The sequence below is a fragment of the Streptomyces sp. NPDC034043 genome, assembly GCF_055575675.1.
Window position 1 is genome coordinate 186678 of the sequence record NZ_JBVISF010000010.1, and the last position, 25904, is coordinate 212581.

27 protein-coding genes and 7 tRNA genes are annotated in these 25904 nt (G+C 74.0%); 19 read left to right on the plus strand and 15 right to left on the minus strand.

Annotated features, from left to right (window positions below):
• The first annotated feature begins 542 nt into the window (after nt 1-542).
• The 3 genes from ACZ51S_RS24025 (at nt 543) to ACZ51S_RS24035 (ending at nt 3847) form a co-directional block, all read left to right on the plus strand.
• Nucleotides 543-1064 (plus strand): hypothetical protein, encoded by a 522-nt coding sequence (locus ACZ51S_RS24025; RefSeq protein WP_468803348.1) that lies wholly within the window; start codon nt 543-545, stop codon nt 1062-1064.
• A 701-nt stretch (nt 1065-1765) separates the two neighbouring features.
• The gene (gene cobA / locus ACZ51S_RS24030) at nt 1766-2989 is read left to right on the plus strand and encodes a uroporphyrinogen-III C-methyltransferase (RefSeq protein ID WP_468886644.1); all 1224 of its coding nucleotides are present in this window, start codon (nt 1766-1768) and stop codon (nt 2987-2989) included.
• 42 nt (nt 2990-3031) lie between these two features.
• On the plus strand, nt 3032-3847 hold the full coding sequence (locus ACZ51S_RS24035; protein WP_388944930.1) for a TrmH family RNA methyltransferase: 816 nt from the start codon (nt 3032-3034) through the stop codon (nt 3845-3847).
• A gap of 51 nt (nt 3848-3898) precedes the next feature.
• Here ACZ51S_RS24035 and ACZ51S_RS24040 read toward each other — a convergent pair whose 3' ends face one another.
• The gene (locus tag ACZ51S_RS24040) at nt 3899-5074 is read right to left on the minus strand and encodes a serine/threonine-protein kinase (protein WP_468961974.1); all 1176 of its coding nucleotides are present in this window, start codon (nt 5072-5074) and stop codon (nt 3899-3901) included.
• A gap of 550 nt (nt 5075-5624) precedes the next feature.
• On the opposite strand from ACZ51S_RS24040, the gene ACZ51S_RS24045 reads away from it, so the two are divergent.
• Entirely contained in the window at nt 5625-5810 is a 186-nt protein-coding gene (locus ACZ51S_RS24045) for a hypothetical protein (RefSeq protein WP_037797219.1), read from the plus strand.
• 202 nt (nt 5811-6012) lie between these two features.
• On the opposite strand, the gene ACZ51S_RS24050 is transcribed toward ACZ51S_RS24045, so the two are convergent.
• From ACZ51S_RS24050 to ACZ51S_RS24070, 5 genes are all read right to left on the minus strand, one after another.
• A tRNA-Val gene (locus ACZ51S_RS24050) sits at nt 6013-6084 on the minus strand.
• 64 nt (nt 6085-6148) lie between these two features.
• Nucleotides 6149-6220 (minus strand) — tRNA-Val (locus ACZ51S_RS24055).
• Nucleotides 6221-6255: 35 nt separating this feature from the next.
• Nucleotides 6256-6327 (minus strand) — tRNA-Val (locus tag ACZ51S_RS24060).
• A 1-nt stretch (nt 6328) separates the two neighbouring features.
• Nucleotides 6329-6402: transfer RNA gene (locus ACZ51S_RS24065), tRNA-Cys, on the minus strand.
• A 40-nt stretch (nt 6403-6442) separates the two neighbouring features.
• A tRNA-Gly gene (locus ACZ51S_RS24070) sits at nt 6443-6515 on the minus strand.
• A 181-nt stretch (nt 6516-6696) separates the two neighbouring features.
• On the opposite strand from ACZ51S_RS24070, the gene ACZ51S_RS24075 reads away from it, so the two are divergent.
• The 4 genes from ACZ51S_RS24075 (at nt 6697) to ACZ51S_RS24090 (ending at nt 10175) form a co-directional block, all read left to right on the plus strand.
• Nucleotides 6697-7794 (plus strand): chorismate-binding protein, encoded by a 1098-nt coding sequence (locus ACZ51S_RS24075; RefSeq protein WP_468961937.1) that lies wholly within the window; start codon nt 6697-6699, stop codon nt 7792-7794.
• Nucleotides 7791-8612: an aminotransferase class IV gene (locus ACZ51S_RS24080; protein WP_468476363.1), complete on the plus strand. Its 822-nt coding sequence runs from the start codon at nt 7791-7793 to the stop codon at nt 8610-8612. The genes ACZ51S_RS24075 and ACZ51S_RS24080 overlap by 4 nt, the downstream gene beginning before the upstream one ends.
• A gap of 74 nt (nt 8613-8686) precedes the next feature.
• Nucleotides 8687-9511, plus strand: a complete 825-nt coding sequence (locus ACZ51S_RS24085; RefSeq protein WP_468961939.1) for a GNAT family N-acetyltransferase — start codon at nt 8687-8689, stop codon at nt 9509-9511.
• A gap of 10 nt (nt 9512-9521) precedes the next feature.
• Nucleotides 9522-10175: a hypothetical protein gene (locus ACZ51S_RS24090; protein ID WP_468961941.1), complete on the plus strand. Its 654-nt coding sequence runs from the start codon at nt 9522-9524 to the stop codon at nt 10173-10175.
• Here the strand turns inward: ACZ51S_RS24090 and ACZ51S_RS24095 are convergent.
• On the minus strand, nt 10172-10675 hold the full coding sequence (locus tag ACZ51S_RS24095; protein WP_468803353.1) for a DsbA family protein: 504 nt from the start codon (nt 10673-10675) through the stop codon (nt 10172-10174). The genes ACZ51S_RS24090 and ACZ51S_RS24095 overlap by 4 nt on opposite strands.
• 163 nt (nt 10676-10838) lie before the next feature.
• On the opposite strand from ACZ51S_RS24095, the gene ACZ51S_RS24100 reads away from it, so the two are divergent.
• Nucleotides 10839-11270, plus strand: a complete 432-nt coding sequence (locus ACZ51S_RS24100) for a hypothetical protein (protein WP_468961976.1) — start codon at nt 10839-10841, stop codon at nt 11268-11270.
• A gap of 9 nt (nt 11271-11279) precedes the next feature.
• Here ACZ51S_RS24100 and ACZ51S_RS24105 read toward each other — a convergent pair whose 3' ends face one another.
• A complete protein-coding gene (locus ACZ51S_RS24105; RefSeq protein WP_468961943.1) occupies nt 11280-11954 on the minus strand; it encodes a dioxygenase family protein in 675 nt (224 codons plus the stop codon).
• A 324-nt stretch (nt 11955-12278) separates the two neighbouring features.
• Between ACZ51S_RS24105 and ACZ51S_RS24110 the strand changes: the two genes are divergently transcribed.
• Nucleotides 12279-12479: a hypothetical protein gene (locus tag ACZ51S_RS24110; protein ID WP_468961978.1), complete on the plus strand. Its 201-nt coding sequence runs from the start codon at nt 12279-12281 to the stop codon at nt 12477-12479.
• Here the strand turns inward: ACZ51S_RS24110 and ACZ51S_RS24115 are convergent.
• Both ACZ51S_RS24115 and ACZ51S_RS24120 read right to left on the minus strand, forming a co-directional pair.
• Nucleotides 12420-13046 carry a CGNR zinc finger domain-containing protein gene (locus tag ACZ51S_RS24115; RefSeq protein ID WP_468476356.1) on the minus strand — a complete coding sequence of 209 codons (627 nt, stop codon included), beginning with the start codon at nt 13044-13046 and terminating at the stop codon, nt 12420-12422. The two genes, ACZ51S_RS24110 and ACZ51S_RS24115, sit on opposite strands and share 60 nt — an antisense overlap.
• A gap of 210 nt (nt 13047-13256) precedes the next feature.
• Nucleotides 13257-13670, minus strand: a complete 414-nt coding sequence (locus tag ACZ51S_RS24120; RefSeq protein WP_030011909.1) for an SsgA family sporulation/cell division regulator — start codon at nt 13668-13670, stop codon at nt 13257-13259.
• A 177-nt stretch (nt 13671-13847) separates the two neighbouring features.
• Between ACZ51S_RS24120 and ACZ51S_RS24125 the strand changes: the two genes are divergently transcribed.
• Both ACZ51S_RS24125 and ACZ51S_RS24130 read left to right on the plus strand, forming a co-directional pair.
• Nucleotides 13848-14285 carry a TIGR02611 family protein gene (locus ACZ51S_RS24125; RefSeq protein ID WP_468476355.1) on the plus strand — a complete coding sequence of 146 codons (438 nt, stop codon included), beginning with the start codon at nt 13848-13850 and terminating at the stop codon, nt 14283-14285.
• A gap of 69 nt (nt 14286-14354) precedes the next feature.
• A tRNA-Val gene (locus ACZ51S_RS24130) sits at nt 14355-14426 on the plus strand.
• Between the two features lie 68 nt (nt 14427-14494).
• On the opposite strand, the gene ACZ51S_RS24135 is transcribed toward ACZ51S_RS24130, so the two are convergent.
• Entirely contained in the window at nt 14495-16831 is a 2337-nt protein-coding gene (locus ACZ51S_RS24135; RefSeq protein ID WP_468961946.1) for an SCO7613 C-terminal domain-containing membrane protein, read from the minus strand.
• Between the two features lie 116 nt (nt 16832-16947).
• Here ACZ51S_RS24135 and ACZ51S_RS24140 point away from each other — a divergent pair, with 116 nt between their 5' ends.
• Together ACZ51S_RS24140 and ACZ51S_RS24145 are read left to right on the plus strand one after the other, a co-directional pair.
• Nucleotides 16948-17421: an SRPBCC family protein gene (locus ACZ51S_RS24140; protein ID WP_388944377.1), complete on the plus strand. Its 474-nt coding sequence runs from the start codon at nt 16948-16950 to the stop codon at nt 17419-17421.
• Nucleotides 17422-17459: 38 nt separating this feature from the next.
• Nucleotides 17460-17531: transfer RNA gene (locus ACZ51S_RS24145), tRNA-Val, on the plus strand.
• 98 nt (nt 17532-17629) lie between these two features.
• Here ACZ51S_RS24145 and ACZ51S_RS24150 read toward each other — a convergent pair.
• Nucleotides 17630-18355 carry a 3'-5' exonuclease gene (locus tag ACZ51S_RS24150; RefSeq protein ID WP_388944380.1) on the minus strand — a complete coding sequence of 242 codons (726 nt, stop codon included), beginning with the start codon at nt 18353-18355 and terminating at the stop codon, nt 17630-17632.
• Nucleotides 18356-18576: 221 nt separating this feature from the next.
• Here ACZ51S_RS24150 and ACZ51S_RS24155 point away from each other — a divergent pair, with 221 nt between their 5' ends.
• From ACZ51S_RS24155 to ACZ51S_RS24165, 3 genes are all read left to right on the plus strand, one after another.
• Nucleotides 18577-19155, plus strand: a complete 579-nt coding sequence (locus ACZ51S_RS24155; RefSeq protein ID WP_468476353.1) for a DUF4365 domain-containing protein — start codon at nt 18577-18579, stop codon at nt 19153-19155.
• On the plus strand, nt 19155-20363 hold the full coding sequence (locus tag ACZ51S_RS24160; protein ID WP_468886633.1) for a hypothetical protein: 1209 nt from the start codon (nt 19155-19157) through the stop codon (nt 20361-20363). Before ACZ51S_RS24155 ends, ACZ51S_RS24160 begins: the two co-directional genes overlap by 1 nt.
• 233 nt (nt 20364-20596) lie before the next feature.
• Entirely contained in the window at nt 20597-21304 is a 708-nt protein-coding gene (locus tag ACZ51S_RS24165) for an SDR family NAD(P)-dependent oxidoreductase (protein ID WP_468803357.1), read from the plus strand.
• A gap of 57 nt (nt 21305-21361) precedes the next feature.
• Here the strand turns inward: ACZ51S_RS24165 and ACZ51S_RS24170 are convergent, their stop codons facing one another.
• Both ACZ51S_RS24170 and ACZ51S_RS24175 read right to left on the minus strand, forming a co-directional pair.
• A complete protein-coding gene (locus tag ACZ51S_RS24170; RefSeq protein ID WP_468476350.1) occupies nt 21362-22039 on the minus strand; it encodes a hypothetical protein in 678 nt (225 codons plus the stop codon).
• A gap of 80 nt (nt 22040-22119) precedes the next feature.
• Nucleotides 22120-22587 (minus strand): GNAT family N-acetyltransferase, encoded by a 468-nt coding sequence (locus ACZ51S_RS24175; protein ID WP_468476349.1) that lies wholly within the window; start codon nt 22585-22587, stop codon nt 22120-22122.
• Nucleotides 22588-22782: 195 nt separating this feature from the next.
• Between ACZ51S_RS24175 and thrS the strand changes: the two genes are divergently transcribed.
• Together thrS and ACZ51S_RS24185 are read left to right on the plus strand one after the other, a co-directional pair.
• A complete protein-coding gene (gene thrS, locus ACZ51S_RS24180; RefSeq protein ID WP_468803358.1) occupies nt 22783-24759 on the plus strand; it encodes a threonine--tRNA ligase in 1977 nt (658 codons plus the stop codon).
• Nucleotides 24760-24849: 90 nt separating this feature from the next.
• Nucleotides 24850-25398 carry an HIT family protein gene (locus ACZ51S_RS24185; protein WP_388944400.1) on the plus strand — a complete coding sequence of 183 codons (549 nt, stop codon included), beginning with the start codon at nt 24850-24852 and terminating at the stop codon, nt 25396-25398.
• A gap of 33 nt (nt 25399-25431) precedes the next feature.
• Here the strand turns inward: ACZ51S_RS24185 and ACZ51S_RS24190 are convergent, their stop codons facing one another.
• Nucleotides 25432-25836, minus strand: a complete 405-nt coding sequence (locus ACZ51S_RS24190) for a DnaJ family domain-containing protein (protein ID WP_468476347.1) — start codon at nt 25834-25836, stop codon at nt 25432-25434.
• Nucleotides 25837-25904 lie beyond the last annotated feature (68 nt).

The following is a 25904-nucleotide window of genomic DNA, read 5'->3' on the forward strand; positions in this document are numbered from 1 at the left end:
CTGGTTTGGGGGTTTCCCGTCAGTCCCATCGTCCTTCCGGTTCGTGCCGGCCCGTCAAGGGCGCTCACTTCGTTCGCGTCGCTTCGCGATGGCCTTCGGCCACCCTTGACCGACCGTCCCGCCCCGGAAAGACAAGGACTGCCGGGAAGCCCCCAAAAGAACGGTCACGGGGCAGGAGAAGGGGAGCAGCTCCCTCAGTGACGAGACGAGGGGCCGGGCCACGGCCATGTCCCGCATTCGGGCCCGCCAGCCATCGAAACCCGAGCCAGGGGCCCACTACCCGCACCAGATGCCGACCAGAGCAGCGAGGGAAGCGGATGGGCGCGACAGATCGCTACGCGCTCCTCTCGGCATGGCGTCCGGCGACCGTCCGGGGCTGATGCCCGCACCAAATGACGAACAGGGCAGCGTCCGGGACTGGTGGGCGCCTCAGATCGCTACGCGCTCCTCATTGACCGGCGGCTGATGGCCGTCTGGGGCTGAGACGTTCCCTCGGCGGAAATCGGGTGCTCGCTGCGGATACGGCCTGGGAGGCTGTCGGGGTGACGGAGACGACCCCTTATGACGCCGACCGTGCCCGGTTCACCCGCCAGGCGCTGGCCCGCCTCGTTCTGTGCGATCACGCAGTGGACGTTGCGGAGGGCGCCGCCGGCCTGGTCGCCACCGAGAACGACCCTGACACCGGTCCCGGAGGCCGGGTGAGCCAGGCATTCCAACTCATCGAACTCGCCGAGCGCGCCCTGGCCTCTGCCGTGATCTACGAACGCGAGCGGGGCAGTTCCTGGGCAGAGATCGCCCACTACCTGGGCACCAGTCCAGCAGAGGCGGAAGAGCGGTTTGCCGCGAACCTGGAAGGCTGGAAGACGGCTTTCGACGTTCCCTACCGCCTCGACGAGACCGGTCGTAAGCGCATACCGCAGCTGCCCACGGCAGCGTACGACCCGGCCTGGGCCTGCGACCTGCTCGATACCTGGGCCTCTGTCCAACGCATTGGGACCGACGCCGTGAGCTCCGGCTTGGTCATGGCTACGCCGGGGGAGGAGCTGTCCTCAGAGACCCCGTAGCGGAGTTCGCGGGCCGCAGACGCCTCCCGGGCGGAAGCCCGCAGCGATCTGACGCGCCCACGGCTCCCGGATGGGGTCCTGATCGTCATTTCGTGTGGGTATCGGCCTCGGACGGTCGCCGGACGCCATGCCGGGAGGAGCGCGTAGCGATCTGGCGCGCTTGGGAGTTTCCCTCGCTGCTCTGGTCGGCATGTCGTGCGGGTAGTGGGCCCCGGCCCGGATTTCCATGTCTGGCGGGCCCGAATGCGGGACATGGCCGTGGCCCGGCCCCTCGTCTCGTCACTGAGGGACCCGCCCCTCCCCTTCCTGCCCGGTGACCGTTTCTTCGGGGGGTTCCCGGCAGTCTTTCGGCTTTCCGGGGCGGGTCGGTCGGTCAAGGGTGGCCGAAGGCCATCGCGTAGCGACGCGAACGAAGTGAGCGCCCTTGACGGGCCGGCACGAACCGGAAGGACGATGGGACTGACGGGAAGCCCCCCGCACCCTCCCGACCCCGCCCCGCCGGACCCCATCGCCCCGGCTCCGTACCCCTGCCCGAGACCGCCCCCGAGGCCGCCCGAACTTCGCCCCCGCAGGTACCACCAGCGCCGATGGGTCGTATCGTGGTCCCGGACGGGCGCCCCGCACCGCGTGCCCGCCCAGCCGCTCCAGCGCAGCAGCGGCCCCGCAGACCCCACCCCGCCGCATCAGGAGCCGCAACCGCCATGGCAAACCCGGCACACCCCGCCTACCCCGTAGGACTCCGTCTGGCAGGGCGCCGCGTCGTCGTCATCGGCGGCGGGCAGGTCGCCCAGCGCCGACTGCCCGCGCTCATCGCCGCCGGGGCCGACGTGCTGCTCGTGTCCCCCTCCGCGACGCCCTCCGTGGACGCGATGGCGGAGGCCGGCGAGATCCGCTGGGAGCGCCGCCGCTACCAGGACGGCGACCTCGACGGTGCCTGGTACGCGCTCATCGCGACCCGGGACCGGGAGGCCAACGACGCGGCTTCCGCCGAGGCCGAGAGCCGCCGCGTCTGGTGCGTGCGCGCCGACGACGCCGACGCGGCCACCGCCTGGACCCCGGCCACCGGCCGTGTGGAGGGCGTCACCGTCGCCGTGCTCAGCGGCAACGACCCCCGCCGCTCCGCCGCCGTGCGCGACGCGGTCGTCGAGGGGCTGCGCGACGGCTCCCTCACCGCCGCCCGCCCCCGCGTCCCCGGTGTCTCCCTCGTCGGCGGCGGGCCCGGCGACCCGGACCTGATCACCGTGCGCGGCCGCCGCCTGCTCGCCGAGGCGGACGTGGTCATCGCCGACCGGCTCGGCCCCCGCGACCTGCTCGACGAGCTGCCGCCGCACGTCGAGGTCATCGACGCCGCGAAGATCCCGTACGGCCGTTTCATGGCCCAGGAGGCCATCAACAACGCCCTGATCGAGCACGCCAAGGCCGGCAAGGCCGTGGTCCGGCTCAAGGGCGGGGACCCGTACGTCTTCGGACGCGGCATGGAGGAGCTCCAGGCCCTCGCCGAGCACGGCATCCCCTGCACCGTCGTGCCGGGCATCTCCAGCTCCATCTCCGTCCCGAGCGCCGCCGGCATCCCCGTCACCCACCGCGGGGTGGCGCACGAGTTCACGGTGGTCAGCGGTCACGTCGGTCCCGACGACCCGCGTTCCCTCGTCGACTGGGCGGCCCTCGCCAAGCTCACCGGCACCATCGTCATCCTCATGGGCGTCGACAAGATCGGCCTGATCGCCGAGGCCCTGGTCCGCCACGGCCGTTCCGCCGACACCCCCGTCGCGGTCGTCCAGGAGGGCACCACCGCCACCCAGCGCCGGGTGGACGCCACCCTCGCCACGGTCGGCGAGACCGTCAAGGCGCAGGAGGTCCGCCCGCCCGCCGTCATCGTGATCGGTGACGTCGTCCGCGTCAACGCACCCCTCGCCGGCGCCTGACAGGCCGTTGGCACCGCACCCAGGACAAGGCAGTATCACCCTGTGGCTGATCTCATCACCATCGAAGACCCCGACGACCCGCGCCTGCGCGACTACACGGGCCTGACCGACGTCGAGCTGCGGCGCCGCCGCGAGCCCGCCGAGGGCCTGTTCATCGCCGAGGGCGAGAAGGTCATCCGGCGGGCCAAGGACGCCGGGTACGAGATGCGTTCGATGCTGCTGTCGGCCAAGTGGGTCGACGTCATGCGCGACGTCATCGACGAGCTGCCCGCCCCGGTCTACGCGGTCAGCCCGGACCTGGCCGAGCGGGTCACCGGCTACCACGTGCACCGCGGGGCCCTCGCCTCGATGCAGCGCAAGCCGCTGCCCACGGCGCAGGAACTGCTGGCCTCGGCCCGCCGGGTGGCCGTCATGGAGGCGGTCAACGACCACACCAACATCGGGGCCATCTTCCGCAGCGCCGCCGCCCTCGGCATGGACGCGGTACTGCTGTCGCCCGACTGCGCGGACCCGCTGTACCGGCGCTCGGTGAAGGTGTCGATGGGCGCGGTGTTCTCCGTCCCGTACGCCCGCCTGGAGGCCTGGCCCAAGAGCCTGGACACCGTGCGGGAGGCGGGTTTCAAGCTGCTCGCCCTCACCCCGCACGAGAAGGCCTCGCCGATCGACGTGGCCGCCCCGCAGACCCTGGAGCGGGTCGCGCTGATGCTGGGGGCGGAGGGCGACGGGCTGTCCACGCAGGCGCTGGTCGCCGCCGACGAGTGGGTACGCATCCCCATGGCGCACGGCGTGGACTCGCTGAACGTGGGCGCGGCGGCGGCCGTCGCCTTCTACGCGGTCGCAGGCAGCGGCCGCGCGTAGTCACCGGCCCTGACCTGGAGGGGTGTCCCGCCGACGAGGCGGGACACCCCTTCAGAGCTTCTGCGCGAGGGCGATGCCCAGCGCCACGATCAGGGTCACCACGACGAACACGATGAGCCGCTGCCGCAGCAGCTTCGGGTCCGGCCGCGACGGGCGGCGTCCCGTACCGGTCGTACGCGGCCCCGTGCGGCCCCCCGTGCGCGCGGCGGTGGACCCCGGGTTGCGGGGGGACGACGGCCGCGACCGGGGCCCGCCCTGGGGCCGCTGGGGTCTGGCGACGGGAGTGGAGCCTCCCGTACGGCGCTCCGTGCTCCGGTCCGCCTGGCCCGGGGCGCGTTCGGCGGGCCGGGCCACGGGCCGCTCGACGCGGGCCCGCTGCGCCGGCGGGCGGCCGTCGCCCAGCCCCTGCGCCTCGCGGGCGGCGATCTCCTTCAGCCGCATCGACAGCTGGAGCGTGGTCGGCCGTTCCTCGGGATCCTTGGCCAGGCAGGCCTGCACCAGCGGCGCGAGGGCGTCCGGGACCCCGACCAGATGCGGCTCCTCGTGCACCACGCGGTACAGCATGACCTCGGAACTGCCGTGCCCGAAGGGCGAGTCGGCGGTGGCCGCGTAGGCGAGCGTGGCACCGAGCGCGAACACGTCGGTGGCCGGGGTGACGGCGGCGCCGCGCACCTGCTCCGGTGCGAGGAAACCGGGCGAGCCGACGGCGGTGCCCACGTGGGTGAGGGTGCTCGCCCCCGTGGCCCAGGCGATGCCGAAGTCGATGATCCGGGGGCCCTTGGGGGAGAGCAGGATGTTCGAGGGCTTCAGGTCCCGGTGGACGACTCCCGCCTCGTGCACGGCGACCAGGCCCTCGGAGAGCGCGGCGCCGATCGCGGCGATCTGCGCGGCCGTCAGGGGCCCTTCCTCGGCGACCTTGTCGTGCAGCGAGGGGCCGGGCACGTACTGGGTGGCGAACCAGGGGCGCTCGGCCTCCAGGTCGGCGGCCACCAGCCGCGCGGTGCAGCCGCCGCGGATGCGCCGGGCGGCGGACACCTCGCGCGCGAACCGGGAACGGAACTCCTGGTCCTCGGCGAGATCCGGCCGGATCACCTTGAGGGCCACGCGCTGGCCGCGCCGGTCCGACCCCAGGTAGACCACGCCCATGCCGCCGGCACCGAGCCGCCGGTGCAGTCTGAACGAGCCGACGACACGCGGGTCCTCGCGCCGGAGCCGCATCATCGCCATGTCCACCCCGCTGACGGTCGTCCTGCTGATCTGGCACAGCTTACGGACCATCCGGCACGAGCGCTCAGAGGCCGCGCCCTCACCGGAGGATTCGATTGTCAGTGCGGGGCACGCCACTTGAGGGTGTGACAGCTCCCGCGCCGCTCTCCCGCCCGCCCCCGGCCCCCCGCCCCAAACCGCCCTCGGGTCAAGGGGATTGACGGCCCCGCCGCTCCCACGAGGAGCTCTTCCCGCGGCGGATCGGCCCGTCCGGGCGGGCGGGGCCGTCAACACCCCGTACGAAGACACGTGTGTGCGGGGAGTGACGGAAGTGAGCGAAGTCACTACCCTCCGGTCATCCCCTCCGGGAAGACCCCCAGCGTGGGGGAGGGATCTCCACCCAGGGGAGTAGGCGGGGGCCGGCCTCGTCATCCTCCTGGAGGCCAGGCAATGGGTACGAGGGCATGAGGCCAGGGGCCTTGCTCCCGCCTAGTGTTGAAGACAAGCGGCGGGCGGCGCACTCGTCCCCCGAGGTCACGAGCCCGCCGCTGCAAACGACAGGGAGAGGACCATGGCGGACATCGCACGGCAGGGACGCAAGGCATTCGCGTTCAACGGCCATGAGTCCGGTACGCGCCACCCGCTGGTGGCCGCGGCCATGGTGCTCCCCCTGGCCGCCCTCCTGCTCTTCCTCTTCGGAGGATTCGATCAGGTGGCGGCGCAGGCGTCGTCCGTGGGTGTGATGCTGGGGCGCTGAGCGGCGCCCCGGGTCCGGAAGAGCGGTCCGGGCCGGGCATCGGCCCGTCGTACCCCGTGGGGACGGGGGCGCGACGGACGGCAGGTGAAGGGTGCTGCCCGTACGACTGGGGAGTCGGACGGGCAGCACCCTTTTTCGCGTGCCCGCGCCCCGGAGAACGCGGAAGCCCCGGCCGTCGTGACGGCCGGGGCTTCCGGTGCGGTGCGCGATACTGGGATTGAACCAGTGACCTCTTCCGTGTCAGGGAAGCGCTCTCCCGCTGAGCTAATCGCGCGGGCTGCGGTACGGAACCACAGGTCTAACAAGGTGTGCAGTCAGTCGAGTGCTCACGTTCTGCGTGCGCGATACTGGGATTGAACCAGTGACCTCTTCCGTGTCAGGGAAGCGCTCTCCCGCTGAGCTAATCGCGCGGGGATCCTCGCGGATCAAGGTCCTTGCGGACCAGTGGACGATACTGGGATTGAACCAGTGACCTCTTCCGTGTCAGGGAAGCGCTCTCCCGCTGAGCTAATCGTCCTTGGAGGTGGAGACGGGATTTGAACCCGTGTAGACGGCTTTGCAGGCCGTTGCCTCGCCTCTCGGCCACTCCACCTCGGAGTGCGCAGGGGTTCTCGGGAAGATCCCCCACTCAGAGCGGACGACGAGACTCGAACTCGCGACATCCACCTTGGCAAGGTGGTGCTCTACCAACTGAGCTACGTCCGCAGTGTCACCGTGTCCGCTCCGGGGTTCTTCCCCTTCGCTCCCTGGCGACGTGTTGAACTCTAGCGGATTCCCGGGCCAGCTCAAAAACGCGTTTCCGCAGCGTGCTGCCACCCGATCACCGGAGGTCACCCGTCGGTCACCCCACCGGCGCCATCGCGCCACCGGTCATAGACTCGCAGCCGTGCACGACCTGCCTCCCCTGGCCCGCTTCGGCGGCCTTCTCGCGACCGACCTCCGAGACGTCACCAGCGACCCCTCCGCCCTCGACTCCACCGGGTTCTGGGCGGTGACCGCAGACTTCGAAGGCCGGCTGGTCTGCGCACGCTTCGGAGACATACGCCCCGACCCCGTACCGGCGCCCGTCCCCGGAGCCTGGCGCGGACCGGCCGCCGACCGGTGGTCCTCCTCCCTCGACCGCTCCGCGTACGTCGCGGGCGTCCGCCGGATCCGCGAGTACATCGCGGCGGGGGAGGTCTACCAGGCCAACCTCTGCCGGGTGATGTCCGCGCCCCTGCCGGACCCGGCCGCGGCCGATGTGGACGCCCTGACCGCCCTCCTCGCGCGCGGCAACCCCGCCCCCTACGCAGGAACGATTCGGCTGAGGGCCCACGGCGTCGAGATCGCCACCGCCTCCCCGGAGCTCTTCCTGAGCCGCGCCGGCCGCCACGTCGAGTCCGGACCCATCAAGGGAACCGGCCGCACCGCCGCCGACCTGCTTCCCAAGGACCACGCCGAGAACGTGATGATCGTGGACCTCGTACGCAACGACCTCGGCCGCGTCTGCTCCACCGGCTCCGTCACCGTCCCCGAGCTGTGCGCCCTGGAGCAGCACCCCGGCCTGGTCCACCTCGTCTCCACCGTCAGCGGCGAACTCGCCGAGGGCACCGGCTGGCCCGAGCTGCTCTCGGCCACCTTCCCGCCCGGCTCCGTCACCGGCGCCCCCAAATCCTCCGCCCTGCGGATCATCGAAGAGCTGGAGACCGCCCCCCGCGGCCCCTACTGTGGGGGCATCGGCTGGGTGGACGCCGACCGTGGCACCGCCGCGCTCGCCGTGGGCATCCGCACCTTCTGGATCGACCGCGAGGCACCCGGCGGCCCCCGCCTGAGCTTCGGCACCGGCGCCGGGATCACCTGGGGCTCGGACCCCGAACGGGAGTGGGCCGAGACCGAGCTGAAGGCCGCCCGGCTGGTCGCCCTGGCCTCCGGCGGGCCGATACCCGGCACGGAGCCGCCGGCCGCACACGAGACGCACGACCTGAGTGGAGGAACCGTACGGTGAGGATCTGGCTCGACGGCACGCTGCGCGACGCCGATGACGCGAAGGTTTCCGTACTGGACCACGGGCTGACCGTGGGCGACGGGGTCTTCGAGACGCTCAAGGCCCAGCAAGGGACCCTCTTCGCCCTCACCCGCCACCTGGAGCGGCTCACCCGCTCGGCGCGCGGCCTGGGCCTGCCGGACCCCGACCTCGACGAGGTGCGCCGCGCCTGCGCCGCCGTACTGGAGGCCAACCCCGTGCCGCTCGGCCGGCTGCGGATCACGTACACGGGCGGACTGTCCCCGCTGGGCTCCGACCGCGGCGAGACCGGGCCCACCCTCGTCGTCGCCGTCGGCGAGACCACCCGCCGCCCCGACACCACCGCGGTGATCACCGTCCCGTGGGTCCGCAACGAGCGCTCCCCGCTCACCGGGCTCAAGACCACCTCCTACGCGGAGAACGTGGTCGCGCTGGCGCGGGCGAACCGGGCGGGAGCCTCCGAGGCCCTCTTCGCGAACACCGTCGGACAGCTCTGCGAGGGCACCGGCTCCAACGTCTTCGTCGTCCTCGACGGGGAACTGCACACCCCGCCCGTGACCTCGGGCTGCCTGGCCGGCATCACCCGCGCCCTGGCCGTCGAATGGACCGGCGCGAAGGAGACCGACCTGCCCTTCGACGTCCTGGAACGCGCCGAGGAGGTCTTCCTGACCTCCACCCTGCGCGACGTACAGGCCGTGCACCGGGTCGACGGGCGCCTCCTGACCGCCGCACCGGGACCCGTCACCGCCAAGGCCATGCGCGTCTTCGACGAGCGCGCCGCCTCCGACATCGACCCGTAGGCCCCAGGAGCCACGGCGCCCCCTCCGGCGCGGGCCCCCTGGTCACGGCGGCGCGGGGCGGGTAGGAATCGACGATGACCACCACCCTGCGGCCGAGCGGGCCGCTTCAGCAGAGCGGCTCCGGCGCGCGCTCACGCCCGTACGAGGTCCGCGTCAACAGCAGGCGCGTCGGAGCGCTGCTGATCGCCGCCGACACGCCCTTCGGGCCGACGGTGGGGGAGATCCGGGACCTGGCCATCGACGCGCCGGACCGCCGCCGCGGCCGCGCCACGGTCGCGGCGCTCGCCGCCGAGGAGGTGCTCCGCGGCTGGGGCTGCCGGCGGGTGCGGGTCTGCGTCCCGGCCGGCTCCCCGGGCGGGCTGCGGCTCGCCGCGGCCCTCGGCTACACCGAGCAGGGCCGGAACATGGCCAAGGAACTCCCCGCCGAGCCGCCCGCCCTCCCCGAAGGCACCGCCGGCCGCCCGATGACCGGCGCCGAGTACGAGGCCTGGGACGCGCGGGCCCGCGCGGACTACGCGGCGAGCTGGGTCGCCCGCGGGATGCCGCGGGAGGCCGCCCGGGCCAAGGCGCGGGCCGACCACGACGCGCGGCTCCCGCAGGGACCGGCCACGCCGGGGGTTTCGCTCGCCGTCCTGGAGGCGGCCGGCACCCCCGTCGGCCACGTCTGGGTGGCCCCGGCCGGGGAGGGCTCGTACGTCTTCGACGTCGCCGTCGCCGAGGAGCACCGCGGCCACGGATACGGCCGGGGCCTGATGCTCCTCGCGGAGCGCACGGCCATCGCCGCCGGCCACCGGCTGCTCGCACTGCACGTGTTCAAGGGCAACACCCCCGCCCTGCGCCTGTACGAGTCCCTCGGCTACCGGCCCACGGACCTCCACTACGCCAAGGAGCTGATCTAGGCTGTGCCCGATGGGGGCCAGGGAGCGCGAGCGCAAGGTGTACCGGCCGCTGCGGCGGGCCGGTCTCGAGGTGATCCCGGACGCGGTGCCGGACGGCGTCATGCCGTTCGTCATCGGATACCGTGGCGAGGACTTCACGGGGGGCTTCTCCCACCCGTACCGCACCCCGCGCCTCGTCCAGCGGCTCAACGAGGACTGGTACGACCTCGCCGTCTCCACGGGCCTCTTCGACCACCGGCGCGAGTTCCTCGTCCAGCTCCCCCAGGGCACCCGGACGCATCGCGCCGCCCTGCGGTACGCGCACGAGGGCTCCCGCACGGCGCCCCCCTCGCTCTGGACCCGCGTCCGGCTCCTTGAGCGGTGGGACGTCATGGGCCGGGGCGCGGATTCGGCGTTCCTCGGCGTGTACGCGGGCCATCCGGGCTTCGCGATGATGGCGCTCGACGGCGGCGTGTTCGTCGGCTGCTCCACGGGCGAGGCCGGCGTCGACGTGGTCGCGGTGCGCCACCCGGACCGCTCGGAGAACGTCCTGCGGCACCTGGAGTGGACGGCCGGCTACGAGAACCCGTGGGGCAACCCCGAGTACCGCCGGCGGATCGCCGCCTGGCTGGCGGACCGCGCGGGCAGCACCGTCGCGCCGGCCGTGGCCGTGGACGGCCCTTAGGCGCTCTCGCCCGCGAGCAGCCGGTCCGCGATCTCCTCGATGCGGGCGCGCAGGCCCTCCTGGCTCTTGCCGCCGTCCAGGCGCTCGCCGCCGATCACGTACGTCGGGGTGCCGGTCACGCCGATGGCCTTGCCCTCGGCCTGGTCGGCGTCCACGATCAGGATGTGCCGGCCGTCGATCAGGGCGGTGTCGAACTCCTCGACGTCCAGGCCGAGTTCACGCGCGACGTCCAGCAGTACGGCCTCGCCGCGCTCGCCCAGCTCGGCGGTGCGGGCCAGCACGGCCTCCGCGTACGGCCAGCCCTGCCCCTGCTCGGCGGCCTCCTCGGCGGCCTGTGCGGCGGCGAAGGCGTGCTTGTGCTTCTCCAGCGGGAAGTGCCGCAGCCGGACGTCCAGCCGGTCGCCGTAGCGGGCGCGCAGGGCGCGCACGTCGTCCAGGGCGCTGTGGCAGTCCGGGCACTGGAGTTCGCACCAGACTTCGAGGATCACGGAATCGGTCATGCGGACAGTCTCCCAGACCTCCTTCCGGACCCCCGAGGAGGAGATCCGACCCGGAGATGTCCCGGAGATCGGCGCGGAAGGGGCCGGGGGCGTGGCCGCGGCGGCGGGGGCCGGTGCAGGATGGAAGGGACAGACCGCCCACCGCAGACCGCCGGAGGACCGCATGCTGGCCGAGACCATATGTTCCGCGGTGTCCGCGGCGGGCCTGGGCATCGCCGCGCTGACCGCGTACCGCAGGCGGTTCCTCGCGGCCGTTCGGATCACGGCCTACTCGCTGGTGCCCGTGGGGCTGGTGCTGACCGGCGTCGTGCAGTGGGTGTCCGGGATGGTCTTCAAGCCGAGCGTCTGGATCGGCTTCGCCCTGCTGGGCCTGGCCTGGGTGCTCTTCATGACCACCCGGGCGGTGGAGCGCCGGAGCCTCGGCAGGGCCCCGAAGGCCGCCGAGGGTCCCACGGGCGGGAAGGCCGTCGCCCCGGGCGCCTCCGCCCCCTCCCTGGGCAGGGGAGCCCGCCAGGACGCCGGGCCGGCCCGGACGGCGGCCCCGGCGGACGACTTCTCCGACATCGAGGCGATCCTCAAGAAGCACGGGATCTGACGGGATCGCCTAGCGGACGCCCACGGTGAACGCGGCGCGGTAGCCGGAGCCGTCGGGGGTGGGGGAGAGGGTCATCTTCCCGGCGGCGGCCCGGTAGCGGTCGTCGTGTGCGTTGGGGTCGCGGGGGGCCTTGCGGCGCGCGTACGGCTGCCGTCCGTAGACCTCCCTCAGGAGGGCGTCGGGCAGGAAGAACTGCGAGGTCGTCTCGGAGCGCCCGTCGGGGCGGACCTTGAAGTGGATGTGCGGCGCCAGCCCCGCGTACCAGCCGGGCACGATCGTCCGGAAGGCGCAGCGGCCGGAGGCGTCGGTGACCTGGATCCCGCGCAGGTGCGTCTCCTCGCCCTCCGAGTACTCGCCCGCCGCGTCGGCCTGCCAGATGTCGACGGCGGCGCCCGCCAGCGGCCGGCAGCCGTCCTTGACGCCCACCACGGTCAGCTCCAGCCGCAGCGGCACGCCCGCGCGGCCCTCCGTGACGTCCGAGCGGGTCCGGCCCCGGCCGGTGTAGTTCGGGCCCGCACCCGACGTCAGGGCCAGGACGCAGTCCGGAGCGGCGGCGCCCGTCGGCGCGGCCCTGCCGGGCGCGTCCCGACGGGCGCAGGCCGCGGTCAGCGCGGCGATGCCGGCGGACCCGGCGGTCAGCAGGAGGGCCCGGCGGCTGGTCGGGAAGGTGTCCTCGTCGGTCATGCAGGCCTCTCGCGCGTGCGCCCGGGGCCGTCGCGCGCGGACGGCCGCCCACCACGGCCACCGTGCCGCACACCGGCGGCCGGGCCCGCGACCGACACACGGCCGACCGGGTCCTCGTAGCGGATGGGGGGCGGCGCGCGGGGGAGAAGCCGCGGGCAACCACCTGAACTGACGAGAGACGGTGAACCGCCGGGGTGATCACGCCCGTGTTGCGGGCCCGGCCGGTGCGGGCTGCGCGATCATCGGCCCGACATGCTCGACACATCGCAGGGTGAGCCGCAGGCTCCCTCCTCCGAGGCCCCCATCGCCCGGGCCGCAGCCACTCTGGCATCCAAGGCCTCGCGGGCCACGACCGTCGCCAAGGCCGCGACGGCCTCAGAGGCCCCCACAGCGTCCACGGCCTCCGACGTGACGGAAGGGCGCGGATGTCTCTACGCGCTCTCCCAGCCGCCGCTGATGATCTTCCTAGCGGTGATCGGGACCCTGCTGCTGCTCGCCGCCCTGCACGACCTCTATCTGATCTGAGACCTCCGGGTGGACGTCCGCCTCCTTGCGGCGGGCCCGGTACGCGGCCACGTGCAGCCGGTTCCCGCAGGTCCGGCTGTCGCAGTAGCGGCGGGAGCGGTTGCGGGAGAGGTCCACGAAGGCGCGTCGGCAGTCCGGGGCCTCGCAGCGGCGCAGCCGTTCCCGCTCGCCGGAGACCACGATGAAGGCCAGCGCCATGCCGCCGTCGGCCGCCAGGTGGTCGCCGACCGAGGCGCCGGGCGCGAAGTAGTGGACGTGCCAGTCGTAGCCGTCGTGGTCGGTCAGCCGGGGGGTGGTGCCGGCCGTGGCCACCAGCTCGTTGATCAGTGCGGCGGCCGCACGGGAGTTCGGTGCCGCGAAGACCTGGGCGAACTTGCCCCGCACCGTCCGCACCCCGGCGAGGTCGCGCGCGCCCAGCTCGCCGACGTCGCTGATCGCGTGCTCCTCGACGAAGCCGCGCAGCGCCGGGACGTCGGACAGCCGGTCGGGCCGGTCGGGCTCGGCCGCGGTGTTCACCAGCGCGACGACGACGTCGAGCGCGCGACGGGTGTCGTGGGGGATCTGCACGGGGTCGCTCCCTGGGGCCGGGCCTTGCGGCGGCGGGCCGCTGCCGCCCGCTGGGGGCCGACAATAGCGCCTACCGCCGGAAAGGTACCCGAGCACACCGGCGCCGCCCCCGCGGGTGGCTTCCGCGAGGACAGCGCCGGCACTGCCGTATGTGGTTGTCCGTCCCGCACCGTCGCCCCGAGTCGGACGGTGGGGGGCTGGGGGCCTGGCTCAGCTTTCGGCCAGGATGTGCGACAGCTCCTTGTCGAGGTCGAAGTGCCGGTGCTCGGTCCCGGGTGGGACCGCGGCGTCTGTCCGCTTGAGGAACGACTCGAGGGCTCGGGCGGGTGCCTCGAGCAGCGCTTCTCCCTCCGGTGAGCTCAGGGCGATGCAGACGACGCCCTGACCGTGGCTGCGGGACGGCCAGACGCGGACGTCGCCGGTACCGGTGGGCCGGTGGAGGCCCTCCGCGAGGAGGTCGCGGGCGAACACCCATTCGACCGTTTCCTCGGCGCCGGTGTGGAAGGTGGCGTGCACGGCGTAGGGATCGGCCGTGTCATACCGCAGGCCCGCGGGAACAGGCAGTGAGGACTCGCTCGACACAACGAGGCGCAGGTGCAGCTCGCAGCTGACCGTGGTGTTCATAAGCGCCAGGGCCTTTCGCTCAGTGTGCGCTCGGGGATTCGCACGTCGGCGAAATCGACATGCCACCTACGGTGCCGTTGTAAACCCCTCTGACCGTTTTGCGGACCTCTGGGTCCCTCGGACGGCGGATCCAAACCGGTATGCGCGTGTGCTTCCGGCTCCGGTAGATTCGGTGCCATGAATACGGGGAGTGACCGCGGAACCAACGAATCCGCCAGCGGCGAGCCGACCGCCGAAGAGCCGGCGCACGAGTCGAAGGCGCCCGCCTTCATCAAGGCCAACCGCAGCCTGCACCTGAGCTGGCAGGTCGGCGTCTTCATCGTCGGCCTCGCCGTCATCGGCGCGGGCGTCGCCATGCTCGTCCTGCCCGGCCCCGGCTGGGTCGCGATCTTCGCCGGCCTCGCGATCTGGGCCACCGAGTTCGCCTGGGCCTCCCTCGCCCTGCGCTGGACCAAGCGCAAGGTCACCGAAGCCGCGCAGAAGGCCCTCGACCCGAAGGTCCGGCGCCGCAACGTCATCCTCACCAGCGCCGGCCTCACCATCGCGGCCGCGCTGATCGGCTTCTACCTGTGGAAGTACGGCCTCACCCTGCCGTGGAACCTCAAGGACCAGTGAACCGGTCCGCACCGGCCCGGGGGCGGTCACGGAGCACCGCTGACATGCGGTAATGTTTGCGGTGCGTCCGGGCGATTAGCTCAGTGGGAGAGCACTTCGTTCACACCGAAGGGGTCACTGGTTCGAACCCAGTATCGCCCACCCGGAGCAGAGGCCCGGAGACTCGGAAGAGTCTCCGGGCCTCTGTCGTACCCGGCCGCGCGCCGCCCTCAGCGCAGCCGCCCGAACGCCTCCCGCAGCCTGCGCGCGTCCCGCAGCCGCTTCTCGTACGTCGCCCCCGTCACCAGCAGCAGCAGGCCCGCCAGTGCCGGCGGCAGCCAGCGCGGCAGTACGCCAGCCACCTGCACCACGTACGGCGCCAGCTCGTGCAGCGCCACCGCCGCCAGCGTCGCGCCGCCCAGCAGCAGCGGCGCCCGCAGCCGGCGGTGCGCCCCCGCCAGGGTCACCCCCAGCGCCGCCGCGCCCAGCAGCAGCGGACGCTGCCAGTGCACGTCGCCCCAGGCGGCCACCAGGCTCGGCAGCAGCGTCACCGCCAGCCCCGGCCCGTACGAGGACCAGGACGAGGCCCCCGGATCCCGGCGGCGGCGCAGCAGCCCCACCGCCAGCGCGGGCACCGACACCGGCAGCGTGTACGCCTCCGGCACCGTCACCCCCGACGCCGCCAGCCGCACCCACGCGGCCGCCACGAACAGGGCCCCCGCCGCCAGGGCGGCCGCCCGCCGCTCTTGGCGCAGGGCCACCCCCGCGCAGATCACCCCGGCCAGCCCCAGCACCAGCGCCAGCACCGGCGCGTCCCCCGCCGCGAGCGCCACCGCCACCGCCGGCACCCCGGCCGCCGCCGCCTCGGCCGGGACCCGGACCGGGCCCAGCCGGGGCGCCAGGGCCGCCACCAGGGCCGGGACCGCCAGGACCGCCACCGCCCGCCAGGGCCAGCCCAGGCCCGCCACCGCGCCCAGCGCCAGCACCAGCGCCGCCGCGTACCCGACCGCGCCCACCGCGAAGCACGCCCGTACGGGCACCGGCGCGGCCCTGTGAGCCGCCCCCAGGGCGCAGCCGGCGCCCAGCAGGCCGAACACCGCGAAGGTGGCCGTACGGCCGTCCAGGGAGGCCAGGGACAGGTTCAGGGCCCCGAGGGCCGCGCAGCCCGCCGCGGCCCACCCGACGGCCCGCGCCCCCGGCCGTGCCGCGACCCGCGAAGCCGCCACCCCGGCCGCCGCCGTCACCGCGAGCTGCGCGGCGAACACCGCCCCGGCCGGCGGGCCCGGCAGCAGCGGCGCCGCGAACAGCCCCGCCCAGCCGCACACCACCGCCGACGCCCCGGCCACCGGCCGCGGCAGCACCCCGCCCGGCAGCCACAGCGCGCCCGCCGCGAGCAGCAGCGCCACCGCGAGCGCCGCCCCGGGCCCCGCCGGGTGCGGGGTCGTCCCGGCCCACACCTCGCGCAGCACCCCGGCCCGCGCCACCAGCACCACCGCCACCGCCGACAGCCCGGCCAGCGCCCCCGCGGCGGCCACCCCCGCGCCCGCACGCAGCAGCCCCCGCCGCACCGGCTCCGGGACGGCCCCCGCCCGCACCGCCGCCGCCGACAGGGCGAGCGCCGCCGCCACCCGCGCCGCCACCGCCCACCACACGGAGCCCGCCCCGGCCGGCACCAGCGCCCCCGCCGCCGACACCGCCGCCAGACCCCCCACCAGGGCGGCCGCCGAAGCCCGCGGCTCGCGCCAGGCCACCGCCACGCCCAGCACGCCCCCCGCCGCCAGCAGCAGCGCCGGACCGGCCGCCCCGACCCGCGCCAGGGACAGCGCCAGCCCCAGCGCCAGCGCCGCCCCGCCCAGGACCCCCGAGCACACCCACGCGGGCACCCTTACCGCCCGGCGGGCCACCAGCACCGCCAGGCCCGCGTCCAGCGCCGCCGTCGCCAGCAGCGCCGCGCCGGCCCCCAGCGGGTCCGCCCCCGCCGCGGCCGCCGCCAGCGGCAACGGCAGCTGCGCCGCGCCCACCGCGGCGAGCGCCGGCAGCCGCAGTCCCCTCAGGGCCGCCCCGTACCCGGCCCAGAGGCCCGCCAGCACGGCCGCCGCCCAGGCCGCGTACGCGACGCCGTCGGCGTCCGGCAGCCCGACCGCGTGCACCGCGTACGCGTCCAGCACCGTCAGCAGCAGCCCCACCCCGGCGACCGCCTCGGCCGTCGACCGCAGCCCGCGCCGCAGCAGCGCGGCGGGCGCCGCGAGCGCCGCCGCCGTCACGGCCGCCAGCACCGCGGAGCGCCCGCCGATGCCCAGGGAGCCCCAGCTGACGAGGGTGAACGCCAGCGCCGCGACGGCGAGCAGCACCGCGCCGAGCGCCAGCAGCACGTTCTGGGCGCTCGGCTTCGGTGCCCCGGCCGGCGCGGACGGCGGGAACTGCGGGTGCGCCTGCGGCACCGACTGGGCCAGCACGCGCAGCAGCCAGTCCCGGCGGGCCAGCAAGTACAGCCGCCGGGTGTCCAGTTGGGCCAGCTCACCGTCGATGAGCGCCAGCTCCTGGGCCGGCGGCAGGGGGGAGTCCATAGCCGGAGTGTGGCGCCCGTCACGCCATCAGGACATGGGCGTGCCTACTCAGATCACCGCTGAGTACCTACTCGGGAACCGCCCCGCACCGGCGCCCGCCGGGCCACACTGGAGCCATGCCCCGCTGGACGCACTACCGCTTCCGCAGCGTGTGGGACCTCGACGCCCCGCCCGCGCTCGTCTACTCCCTGCTGGCCGACCCCGCGGGCTACCCCGACTGGTGGCCCCAGATCCGCCGGGTCGAGCGGATCGACGCCCGTACCGGGAACGTCCTGATCCGCTCGGTCCTCCCGTACGGGATCCGCGTCACCCTCACCGAACTCCTCCACGACCCCGGGCGCGGGGTCCTCGAAGCGGCGCTGCGCGGGGACATCGAGGGCTGGGCGCGGTGGACCGTACGCCCCCGGGGCGCGGCCGGAGCCCTCCGCACGCGGGCGGTCTACGAGCAGGAGGTCGAGGTGCGGGCCGCCCCGCTGCGGCGGTTCGCGCTCGCCGGCCGGCCGCTGTTCCGGCTCAACCACGCACTGATGATGCGGGCCGGGCGGCGCGGCCTGCGGGCCCGGCTGGCCGCTCCGCCGGAAGCGGTTTGATCCGGCCCCGGGGCTCTTGTATTGTTCAGTGCGTTCCCGGGCGATTAGCTCAGCGGGAGAGCACTTCGTTCACACCGAAGGGGTCACTGGTTCGATCCCAGTATCGCCCACCGGGACAGGCCGGTCCGTCTGATGACGGACCGGCCTTCCGCATGTCCGGGGCCGTTCCGGAGCTCCGGAACCCGTCGGGCGGCCTGTGGCCTGCGGCTCAGGCGGCCTGCGGCAGGTCCGGACGCAGCGGCCAGTGCGGATCCACCGCCTCCGGAGTTCCCTGCCGGGCGTACCACGCCTGGAGCCCCCGCGCCTGCGCCGCGTGCCACACCGCCTGCAGGGTGTGCAGCTCCGCCGGGCTCAGCCGCTCCAGCCGCGCCGCGAACCTGCGCCCGACCGCCCGTACGACCTCCAGCGCCGCCTGCGCGTCCACCGAGGCGTCGTGCGCCCCCTCCAGGTCTATCCCGTAGTGCGCGCACAGGTCCGTCAGCGTGCGGCGGCCCTTGCGGTAGCGGTCCAGGTGCTTGTCCAGGACCCGCGGATCCAGCACCGTCAGCGGCCTGTTGTCCAGGTACCGCGCCAGCGAGGACGCCCGGTGCCGGCGCAACTCCCGGTCCAGCAGCGTCAGATCGAACGGCGCGTTCATCACCACCACCGGCCGCCCCGCCGCCTGCTGCTCGCCCAGCGCGCGGGCTATCTCCTCCACCACCGGCGCCGGCCAGCGGCCGTTGCGCTGGAGGTGCTCGTCCGTCAGGCCGTGCACCTCCGTCGCTCCCGGCGGCACCGGAACGCCGGGATTGACCAGCCACCGGGTGGAGCGGACCCGGCCGCCCGCACACTCCTGCACGACGAGCGCGGCGGACACGATCCGGTCCTGCTCGACGTCCACCCCGGTGGTCTCCGTGTCGAAAGCGGCCAACGGCCCCTCGTACCAGCGCGTCATGACGAACTCCTCGATCCCGGTGGGCAGATGGGCCGCACCGGGCACCTCCGCCCACGGAGCGCGCCGACCCCCGCCGAATCCGTGATACCCGGCCTTTTCGCCCCGTACGCCGTTTGGCGGCACCCGGCTGCGGAGACAACTTCTGCGGGGGGTCGTGCGCGTGACCACCCGTCACCCCCTCACCCGTTCACGGCAGAGCCGGAAGGCATGGGGAGCCGGCCATGGCGCTCACGCAGCCCGAACCGGGCGGGGTACCGCACGGACAGGGCGATCCGCCGACCGGACCGCTGCGCGGCACACTCGCCACCACCGCCTGCATGGAGACCCTCCAGGTGGGCTACCTCCACGCCGTCGCCGCCGCGGCCGGCTGCTCGCTCTCCCAGCCCTTTCCGGACAACGGCATCGACTGGCACGTGAGCCACGGCGCGCCCGAGCACGTCGTCGACGACGAGGTGACCATCAAGGTGCAGCTGAAGGCGACCTACCAGGTACCGCCCCGCCCCACCGGGACCAGCTTCGGCTTCACCCTCGACAACGAGCACCTGGTGAAGCTGGCGCGGACGCCGGTCGCCGTCCACAAGATCCTCGTGGTGATGCTCGTCCCGCGGGAGCGGGAACTCTGGCTGAGCGCCGGGCACGACCGGCTCGACCTGCGGCACTGCTGCTACTGGACCAACCTCGCCGGGCACCCCGTCACCGGCAGGCGCCGCACCACCGTACGGATCCCGACCGGGCGGATCTTCGACGACCGGGCGCTGTGCGAGATCATGACCCGCGTCGGGTCGGGAGGGACACCCTGATGGACCGGTACCCGCCGCACCTCGAACCCCTGCCCCGCCCGCGGCCCGCCCCGGGCACTCCCGATCCGGGGCAGGTCGACCCCCAGGTCCTCGGGGCGCTGCTGCACCGCCACGGCTGGCTGAGGCGCGGCGGAGCGGCGGGCCGCTACGGGCGCTGGACCCCGCCGGACCGGGCCGGGACCAGCCTGCTCGTCCCCGAGAACCGGACCTTCCCCGACTGCGCGGACCTCCTGGAAGAGGCCCTGACCGCGCTCTCCCGCAGCGGGGTGCCCTCCGCGCGGGAGGTGCTCTTCGGGCTGAGCGTGCCCAGCGACGAGGTCCGCTGGGAGCGGGAGGTCCCGCCGGGGCCGTACGGGCTCCAGGGCGAGGCCGCCTGGCCCGCGCAGGAGCGGCTGCGCTCGGCCGCCCGCCGGCTGCTGCTGGCCGGGGCCCTCGCCGACCGGGCCCGCGCCGGTTACTACGGCGCCCGCCACCGCGCGCAGGCCGAACGCTTCCTCGACGGGGTGCTGGTGGGGCCCGCCCCCGGCGGGCGCAGGCTCGCCGCGTACGTCCCGGTGGCCGGGGGGCGCGGGGCGGTGACGCGGCTGCACCACGCGCTGCACGCGGCCCGTGAGGCGGTGGACTACCGGAGGGCGACCGGCGGCATGGAGGCCTTCGACGCCGCGGTGGCCGCGGGGGTCAGCCGGGAGCTCGCCGAGGCGCTGATCGCCCTCGTACGGGGTTCGGAAGGGGCCCGGATCACACTGGCCTGGGCTCCCGCGGCGGGGGTTCCGGCCGGGTGCGCGGCGCGGCCCGAGCCGGTGGAGTTCTCGCCGGGCGACCTGCCGGTGCTGCGCGAGGCCGCCGCCCGCTACACCCGGGCCGAGCCGGCCGTCGCCGTCCGGATCGCGGGGGCCGTGGTCCGGATGCGGCGCTCGGCGTCGCGCGGCGGGGGGACCGTCCGGCTGCGGGTGCTGTCGGGCGCGGAGGTCCCGTACGTCCGGGCCGCCCTCGACGAGGAGGGGTACCGCACCGCGGTCCACGCCCACCTGGCCGGGCTGCCGGTCCGGGTCAGCGGCCGGCTCTCCCGCCGGGGCGGCTTCCGCAGGCTGGCGGGGGCGTCGGAGGTGACGCCCGTGCCGCTGGACGAGATGGAGCGGGACCGGCTGATGAAGTCCCTGGACGCGTCCCTCGACGCCGACGAGGTGCTGCCGTCGGACGGCGACTAGGGCGTTCCCCCTCGGATCGCCTCGCCGACCTGGTGAGGACGGCGGCGAGGCGGGGTCCGGTGAGGACCGCGGCGGTCCTGCCGTACCGGATGGCCGGACCGCGCCTGCGCCGTGACGGTCCGTGGGGACTACGTCCAAGGCCGGGCCCCGTCTGCGTCTTCGGCCCGATCCCCTCGCGCGGCGCGAGCCATAGCGTGCTCGCCGTACGGATCGTCCGCGCAAGGGGGAAGAGCATGAGCACCGCCGCACCGATATCGCTGGTCACGGGCGGCAACAGGGGCATCGGCCGCGAGACCGCGCGCCGGCTCGCCGGACTCGGTCACACCGTCCTGCTGTCCGCCCGCCGTCCGCAGGACGCCGCACGGGCCGTCGCCGGTCTGGCCCCGGGACTGCCCGGCAGGCTGCTGCCGTGCCGGCTGGACGTGACCGACGCCGACGAGGTCCGTGCCCTCGCCCGGCGCGTGGAGGAGGAGTTCGGGCGCCTCGACGTCCTCGTCAACAACGCGGCCATCAACTACGACACCTCCCGGCGAGCCGTCTCCGCCGACCTCGACGAGGTCCGCCACACCCTGGAGACCAACCTCTTCGGCGCCTGGCGGACCGTGCGGGCGTTCCTGCCGCTGCTGCGCCGTTCGCCGCGCGCCCGCGTGGTGAACGTCTCCAGCGAATCCGGATCCCTGGAGCTCATGTCCGGCGGCACCCCCGCCTACGGGGTTTCGAAGGCCGCTCTGAACGCCCTGACCCGCAAGCTCGCCGACGAGCTGCGCGCCGAGGGGATCCTGGTCAACGCCGTCTGTCCGGGGTGGGTCGCCACCGACATGGGCGGCCCGGGCGGCGGCCCCGTCGGCGAGGGCGCCGCCGGCATCGTCCGGGCCGCCACCCTGCCCGACTCCGGACCCACCGGCGGCTTCTTCCGGAACGGCGAACCCCTGCCCTGGTAGCGGCATCCGGTGGTCCCGCCGTGGAGGCCCCGCGCCCCCGTCGGGGGGCGACGGACCCTACGGAGCGACCGGTGATGCCGTGTCCCCGGCCCTCCGGAGCTTGTCGCCCCCGAGGGGCGTGGCCGGGTCGCCCCTTTCCACCGTGACCGGGACACCTTCGGTGATCTGCTCCAGGCGGGCCTTCAGGTCCTTCGAGGCGGCTCCCTCGGCGGTGCTCGTCGCCACCACCCCGGAGGCGTCGGCGGCGGGCGAGAAGCTGTAGAGGGGGAAGGCGGGCCGCCCCTGGTCGGCGGTGAGCCGCTCCACGGCGGTGACGAGCGCGCGGTGGGTGTAGCGGCTCAGGTAGAGGTCCGCGCGGCCGGGGTCGGCGGAGGGGTCGGCCTTCCCGGCGGCTTCCAGCAGCCGGCGGCCCCGGGAGAGGTCGGTGACGCACACCGCGACCCGCCCGGCCGGGCGGTCGGTGACGTGGGTGCCGTACACGTCGGCGAAGGCGCCGTACCCCTGCGCGGCGACGGCCTGCGACAGGCGTGCGGCCTCGGGGGTGTTCGCGGGCGTGCCGTCGACGGTGGTGGGCGGGGCGCCGGGCCCGGCCCGGTCGTGCCCGGGGCAGGCCGGTGCCCCCTCCAGGGACGGCGGCGCGGGCGGCTCGGCCGCCGGGCCGGAACCGCCGGCGGCCGAGCAGCCGCTGAGCAGCGCGGCGGCGAGACAGGCGAGCGTGACGGCGGTACGGCGCATGGTTCCTCGATCCGGCTCGGTTCCCGCTTCGGGCGCCCCTGTGACGTACCCGGCCGCCGGCCGGTTCCCCGGGCCGGCCGCTACGCGGTGCCGCGCAGGGTGAAGGAGGCCATCCGCAGGCCGGGGACGGGGGTGAAGTCCGCGCCCCGGGTGAAGCCGAGGCGTTCGTAGAGGGCGACCGCCGGGGCGTTGTCCGCGCCGGTGGAGACCTCGACGGGGCGGCCCGGGAAGAGCTCCGCGAGGGCGTGGCGCACCAGCAGTGAGGCGATGCCCCGGCGGAACCGGGCCGGGTCCACGCACAGCCGGTCGACGGACACGCCGTCCGGTGTCTCCTCCCAGGCGAGGAAGCCCGCGACCGCGCCGTCCGCGGTGACCGCGCCCAGCCAGCGCAACGGCCGCGCCCGCATCGCCTCCAGGCCCTCGCGGAGCGCGGGGATGCCGTCGAAGCCGATCAGCTCCGCCTCCACCGCGTAGGCGGCCAGGCCCACCGCGTGCACGGCGGCCGCCGTCGCGTCGTCGGTGAGGTCCAGCGGGCGGAGCTGCGGCATGCGGGTGTCCCTTCGGGGGCTCGGACGGGAACGGCCCACGCTACCCGCGCCGCGCCGGGCACGCCCGGGGTTTCCGGACCGGCCCGGACCCGCCCGGGGCCCCGGGGTTTAACCGTTTCGCGGCGCGGCCGCTCGGCTCGGTACGATTCAGGCGCGCGGCGTTCGCCCGCGTGCCCCCTGAGTCAGGAGAGACCGGTGTCAGACGTCCGTGTGATCATCCAACGCGATTCCGAGCGGGACGAGCGCGTGGTGGCCACGGGCACTACGGCGGCGGAGCTCTTCGCCGGCGAGCGCACCATCGTCGCCGCGCGCATCGCCGGTGAGCTGAAGGACCTCTCGTACGAGGTGCGGGACGGCGAGACCGTCGAGCCGGTGGAGATCTCCTCCGAGGACGGCCTCAACATCCTGCGCCACTCGACCGCGCACGTCATGGCGCAGGCCGTGCAGGAGCTCTTCCCCGAGGCCAAGCTGGGCATCGGCCCGCCGGTCCGCGACGGCTTCTACTACGACTTCGACGTCGCCAGGCCCTTCACCCCCGAGGACCTGAAGACCATCGAGAAGAAGATGCAGGAGATCCAGAAGCGCGGCCAGCGGTTCGCCCGCCGCGTGGTCTCCGACGAGGCGGCCCGCGAGGAACTCGCGGACGAGCCGTACAAGCTGGAGCTCATCGGCATCAAGGGCTCCGCGTCGACCGACGACGGCGCGAACGTCGAGGTGGGCGGCGGCGAGCTGACCATCTACGACAACCTGGACGCCAAGACCGGCGAGCTGTGCTGGAAGGACCTCTGCCGCGGTCCCCACCTGCCCACCACCCGCAACATCCCGGCGTTCAAGCTGATGCGCAACGCGGCCGCCTACTGGCGCGGCAGCGAGAAGAACCCGATGCTCCAGCGCATCTACGGCACCGCCTGGCCCTCGAAGGAGGAGCTGAAGGCCCACCTCGACTTCCTCGCCGAGGCCGAGAAGCGCGACCACCGCAAGCTCGGCAACGAGCTCGACCTCTTCTCCATCCCGGACGAGATCGGCTCCGGCCTGGCCGTCTTCCACCCGCGAGGCGGCATCATCCGCCGGGTCATGGAGGACTACTCGCGCCGCCGGCACGAGGAGGAGGGCTACGAGTTCGTCTACTCCCCGCACGCCACCAAGGGCGCCCTCTTCGAGAAGAGCGGCCACCTGGACTGGTACGCGGAGGGCATGTACCCCCCCATGCAGCTCGACGGTGGTACCGACTACTACCTCAAGCCGATGAACTGCCCGATGCACAACCTGATCTTCGACGCGCGCGGGCGCTCCTACCGTGAGCTGCCGCTGCGCCTGTTCGAGTTCGGCACCGTGTACCGGTACGAGAAGTCGGGCGTGGTCCACGGCCTGACCCGCGCCCGTGGCTTCACCCAGGACGACGCGCACATCTACTGCACCCGCGAGCAGATGGCCGAGGAACTCGACCGCACGCTCACCTTCGTGCTGAACCTGCTGCGCGACTACGGTCTGACCGACTTCTACCTGGAGCTGTCGACCAAGGACCCGGAGAAGTTCGTCGGCTCGGACGAGGTCTGGGAGGAGGCCACCGCGGTCCTCCAGCAGGTCGCCGAGAAGCAGGGCCTCCCGCTGACCCCCGACCCGGGCGGCGCGGCCTTCTACGGCCCGAAGATCTCCGTGCAGGCGCGCGACGCCATCGGCCGCACCTGGCAGATGTCGACCGTCCAGCTGGACTTCAACCTGCCGGAGCGCTTCGACCTGGAGTACACCGGCCCGGACGGCTCCCGCCAGCGCCCGGTCATGATCCACCGCGCGCTGTTCGGCTCCATCGAGCGGTTCTTCGCGGTGCTGCTGGAGCACTACGCGGGCGCCATGCCGCCGTGGCTGGCCCCCGTCCAGGCGGTCGGCATCCCGATCGGCGACGGGCACGTGGAGTACCTGCAGGAGTTCGCCGCGGCGGCGAAGAAGCAGGGCCTGCGGGTCGAGGTCGACGCCTCCTCGGACCGCATGCAGAAGAAGATCCGCAACCACCAGAAGCTCAAGGTCCCGTTCATGATCATCGTCGGTGACGAGGACATGGCCGCGGGCACCGTCTCCTTCCGCTACCGCGACGGCTCGCAGGAGAACGGCATCCCGAAGGACGAGGCGCTGGCCAAGCTGGCCAAGGTCGTCGCCGACCGCGTCCAGGTCTGACCCGGACCGATGCGAGAGCGGGGCCCCCGGAAAGGGATCACTTTCCGGGGGCCCCGCTCGTCCGTCCGGACGAGGTCATATGCTGCGCCTATGACGATTGAGCCGGAGCAGCAGATCGGTGTGGGCACGCAGGACGCGTTCCAGCGTCTGTGGACGCCCCACCGGATGGCCTACATCCAGGGCGAGAACAAGCCGACCGGCCCGGAAGCCGGGGACGGCTGTCCCTTCTGCGGGATTCCGGAGATGTCCGACACGGAGGGCCTGGTCGTGGCGCGGGGCAAGCACGTCTACGCCGTGCTGAACCTCTACCCCTACAACGGCGGCCACCTGATGGTCGTCCCTTACCGCCACGTCGCCGACTACACGGAGCTCGACGCGCCGGAGACGGCGGAGCTGGCGGACCTGACCAAGCGGGCCATGGTCGCGCTGCGCAAGGCCTCCGGGGCGCACGGCTTCAACATCGGCATGAACCAGGGCTCGGCGGCGGGCGCCGGCATCGCCGCTCACCTGCACCAGCACATCGTGCCCCGCTGGGGCGGGGACACGAACTTCATGCCGGTCGTCGGGCACACCAAGGTGCTGCCGCAACTCCTCGCGGACACCCGCCAGATGCTCGCCGACGCCTGGCCGAACGACTAGTCCGAGGCGGGGCCGGCAGCGCGGGACGGCGGCCTAACCCTCCGTACGGCCGGACCGCCGCTCCGCCAGGACGGCCTCGACGTCGAACTCGGCGAGGCCGAGCGGCGGGCCCGGCGGCGGCCGGCGCAGGGCCGTGCGGATCTTCTCGTTGACTTCCGTCAGGATCGCCCTGGCCCGCCGCTCCGTGCCGGCCGCCAGGGCGGCCTCCCGGGCGTCCTCGGCCTCCTTGCGCAGGGCCAGCGCGGGCGGCAGCGTGGAGAAGCCCTCGCGGTGCAGCTTCTGCTTGATCCACCACATCTCGTCGTACGGGGCGTCCAGCGAGGACAGCGGCTTGCCCCAGCCCGGCAGTTTCTCGAACTCGCCCCGGTCGGCGGCCTCTCTGATCTGCCGGTCCACGAAGGACTCGAAGCTGACTCCTGGCGGTTTGCGCTCGGTCACGGTGCTTCCTCCCGGCGGCTGCGGCTCCTCCAGCCTACCTAGGCCCTGTCGTCAAAGTCCCGCCTGAC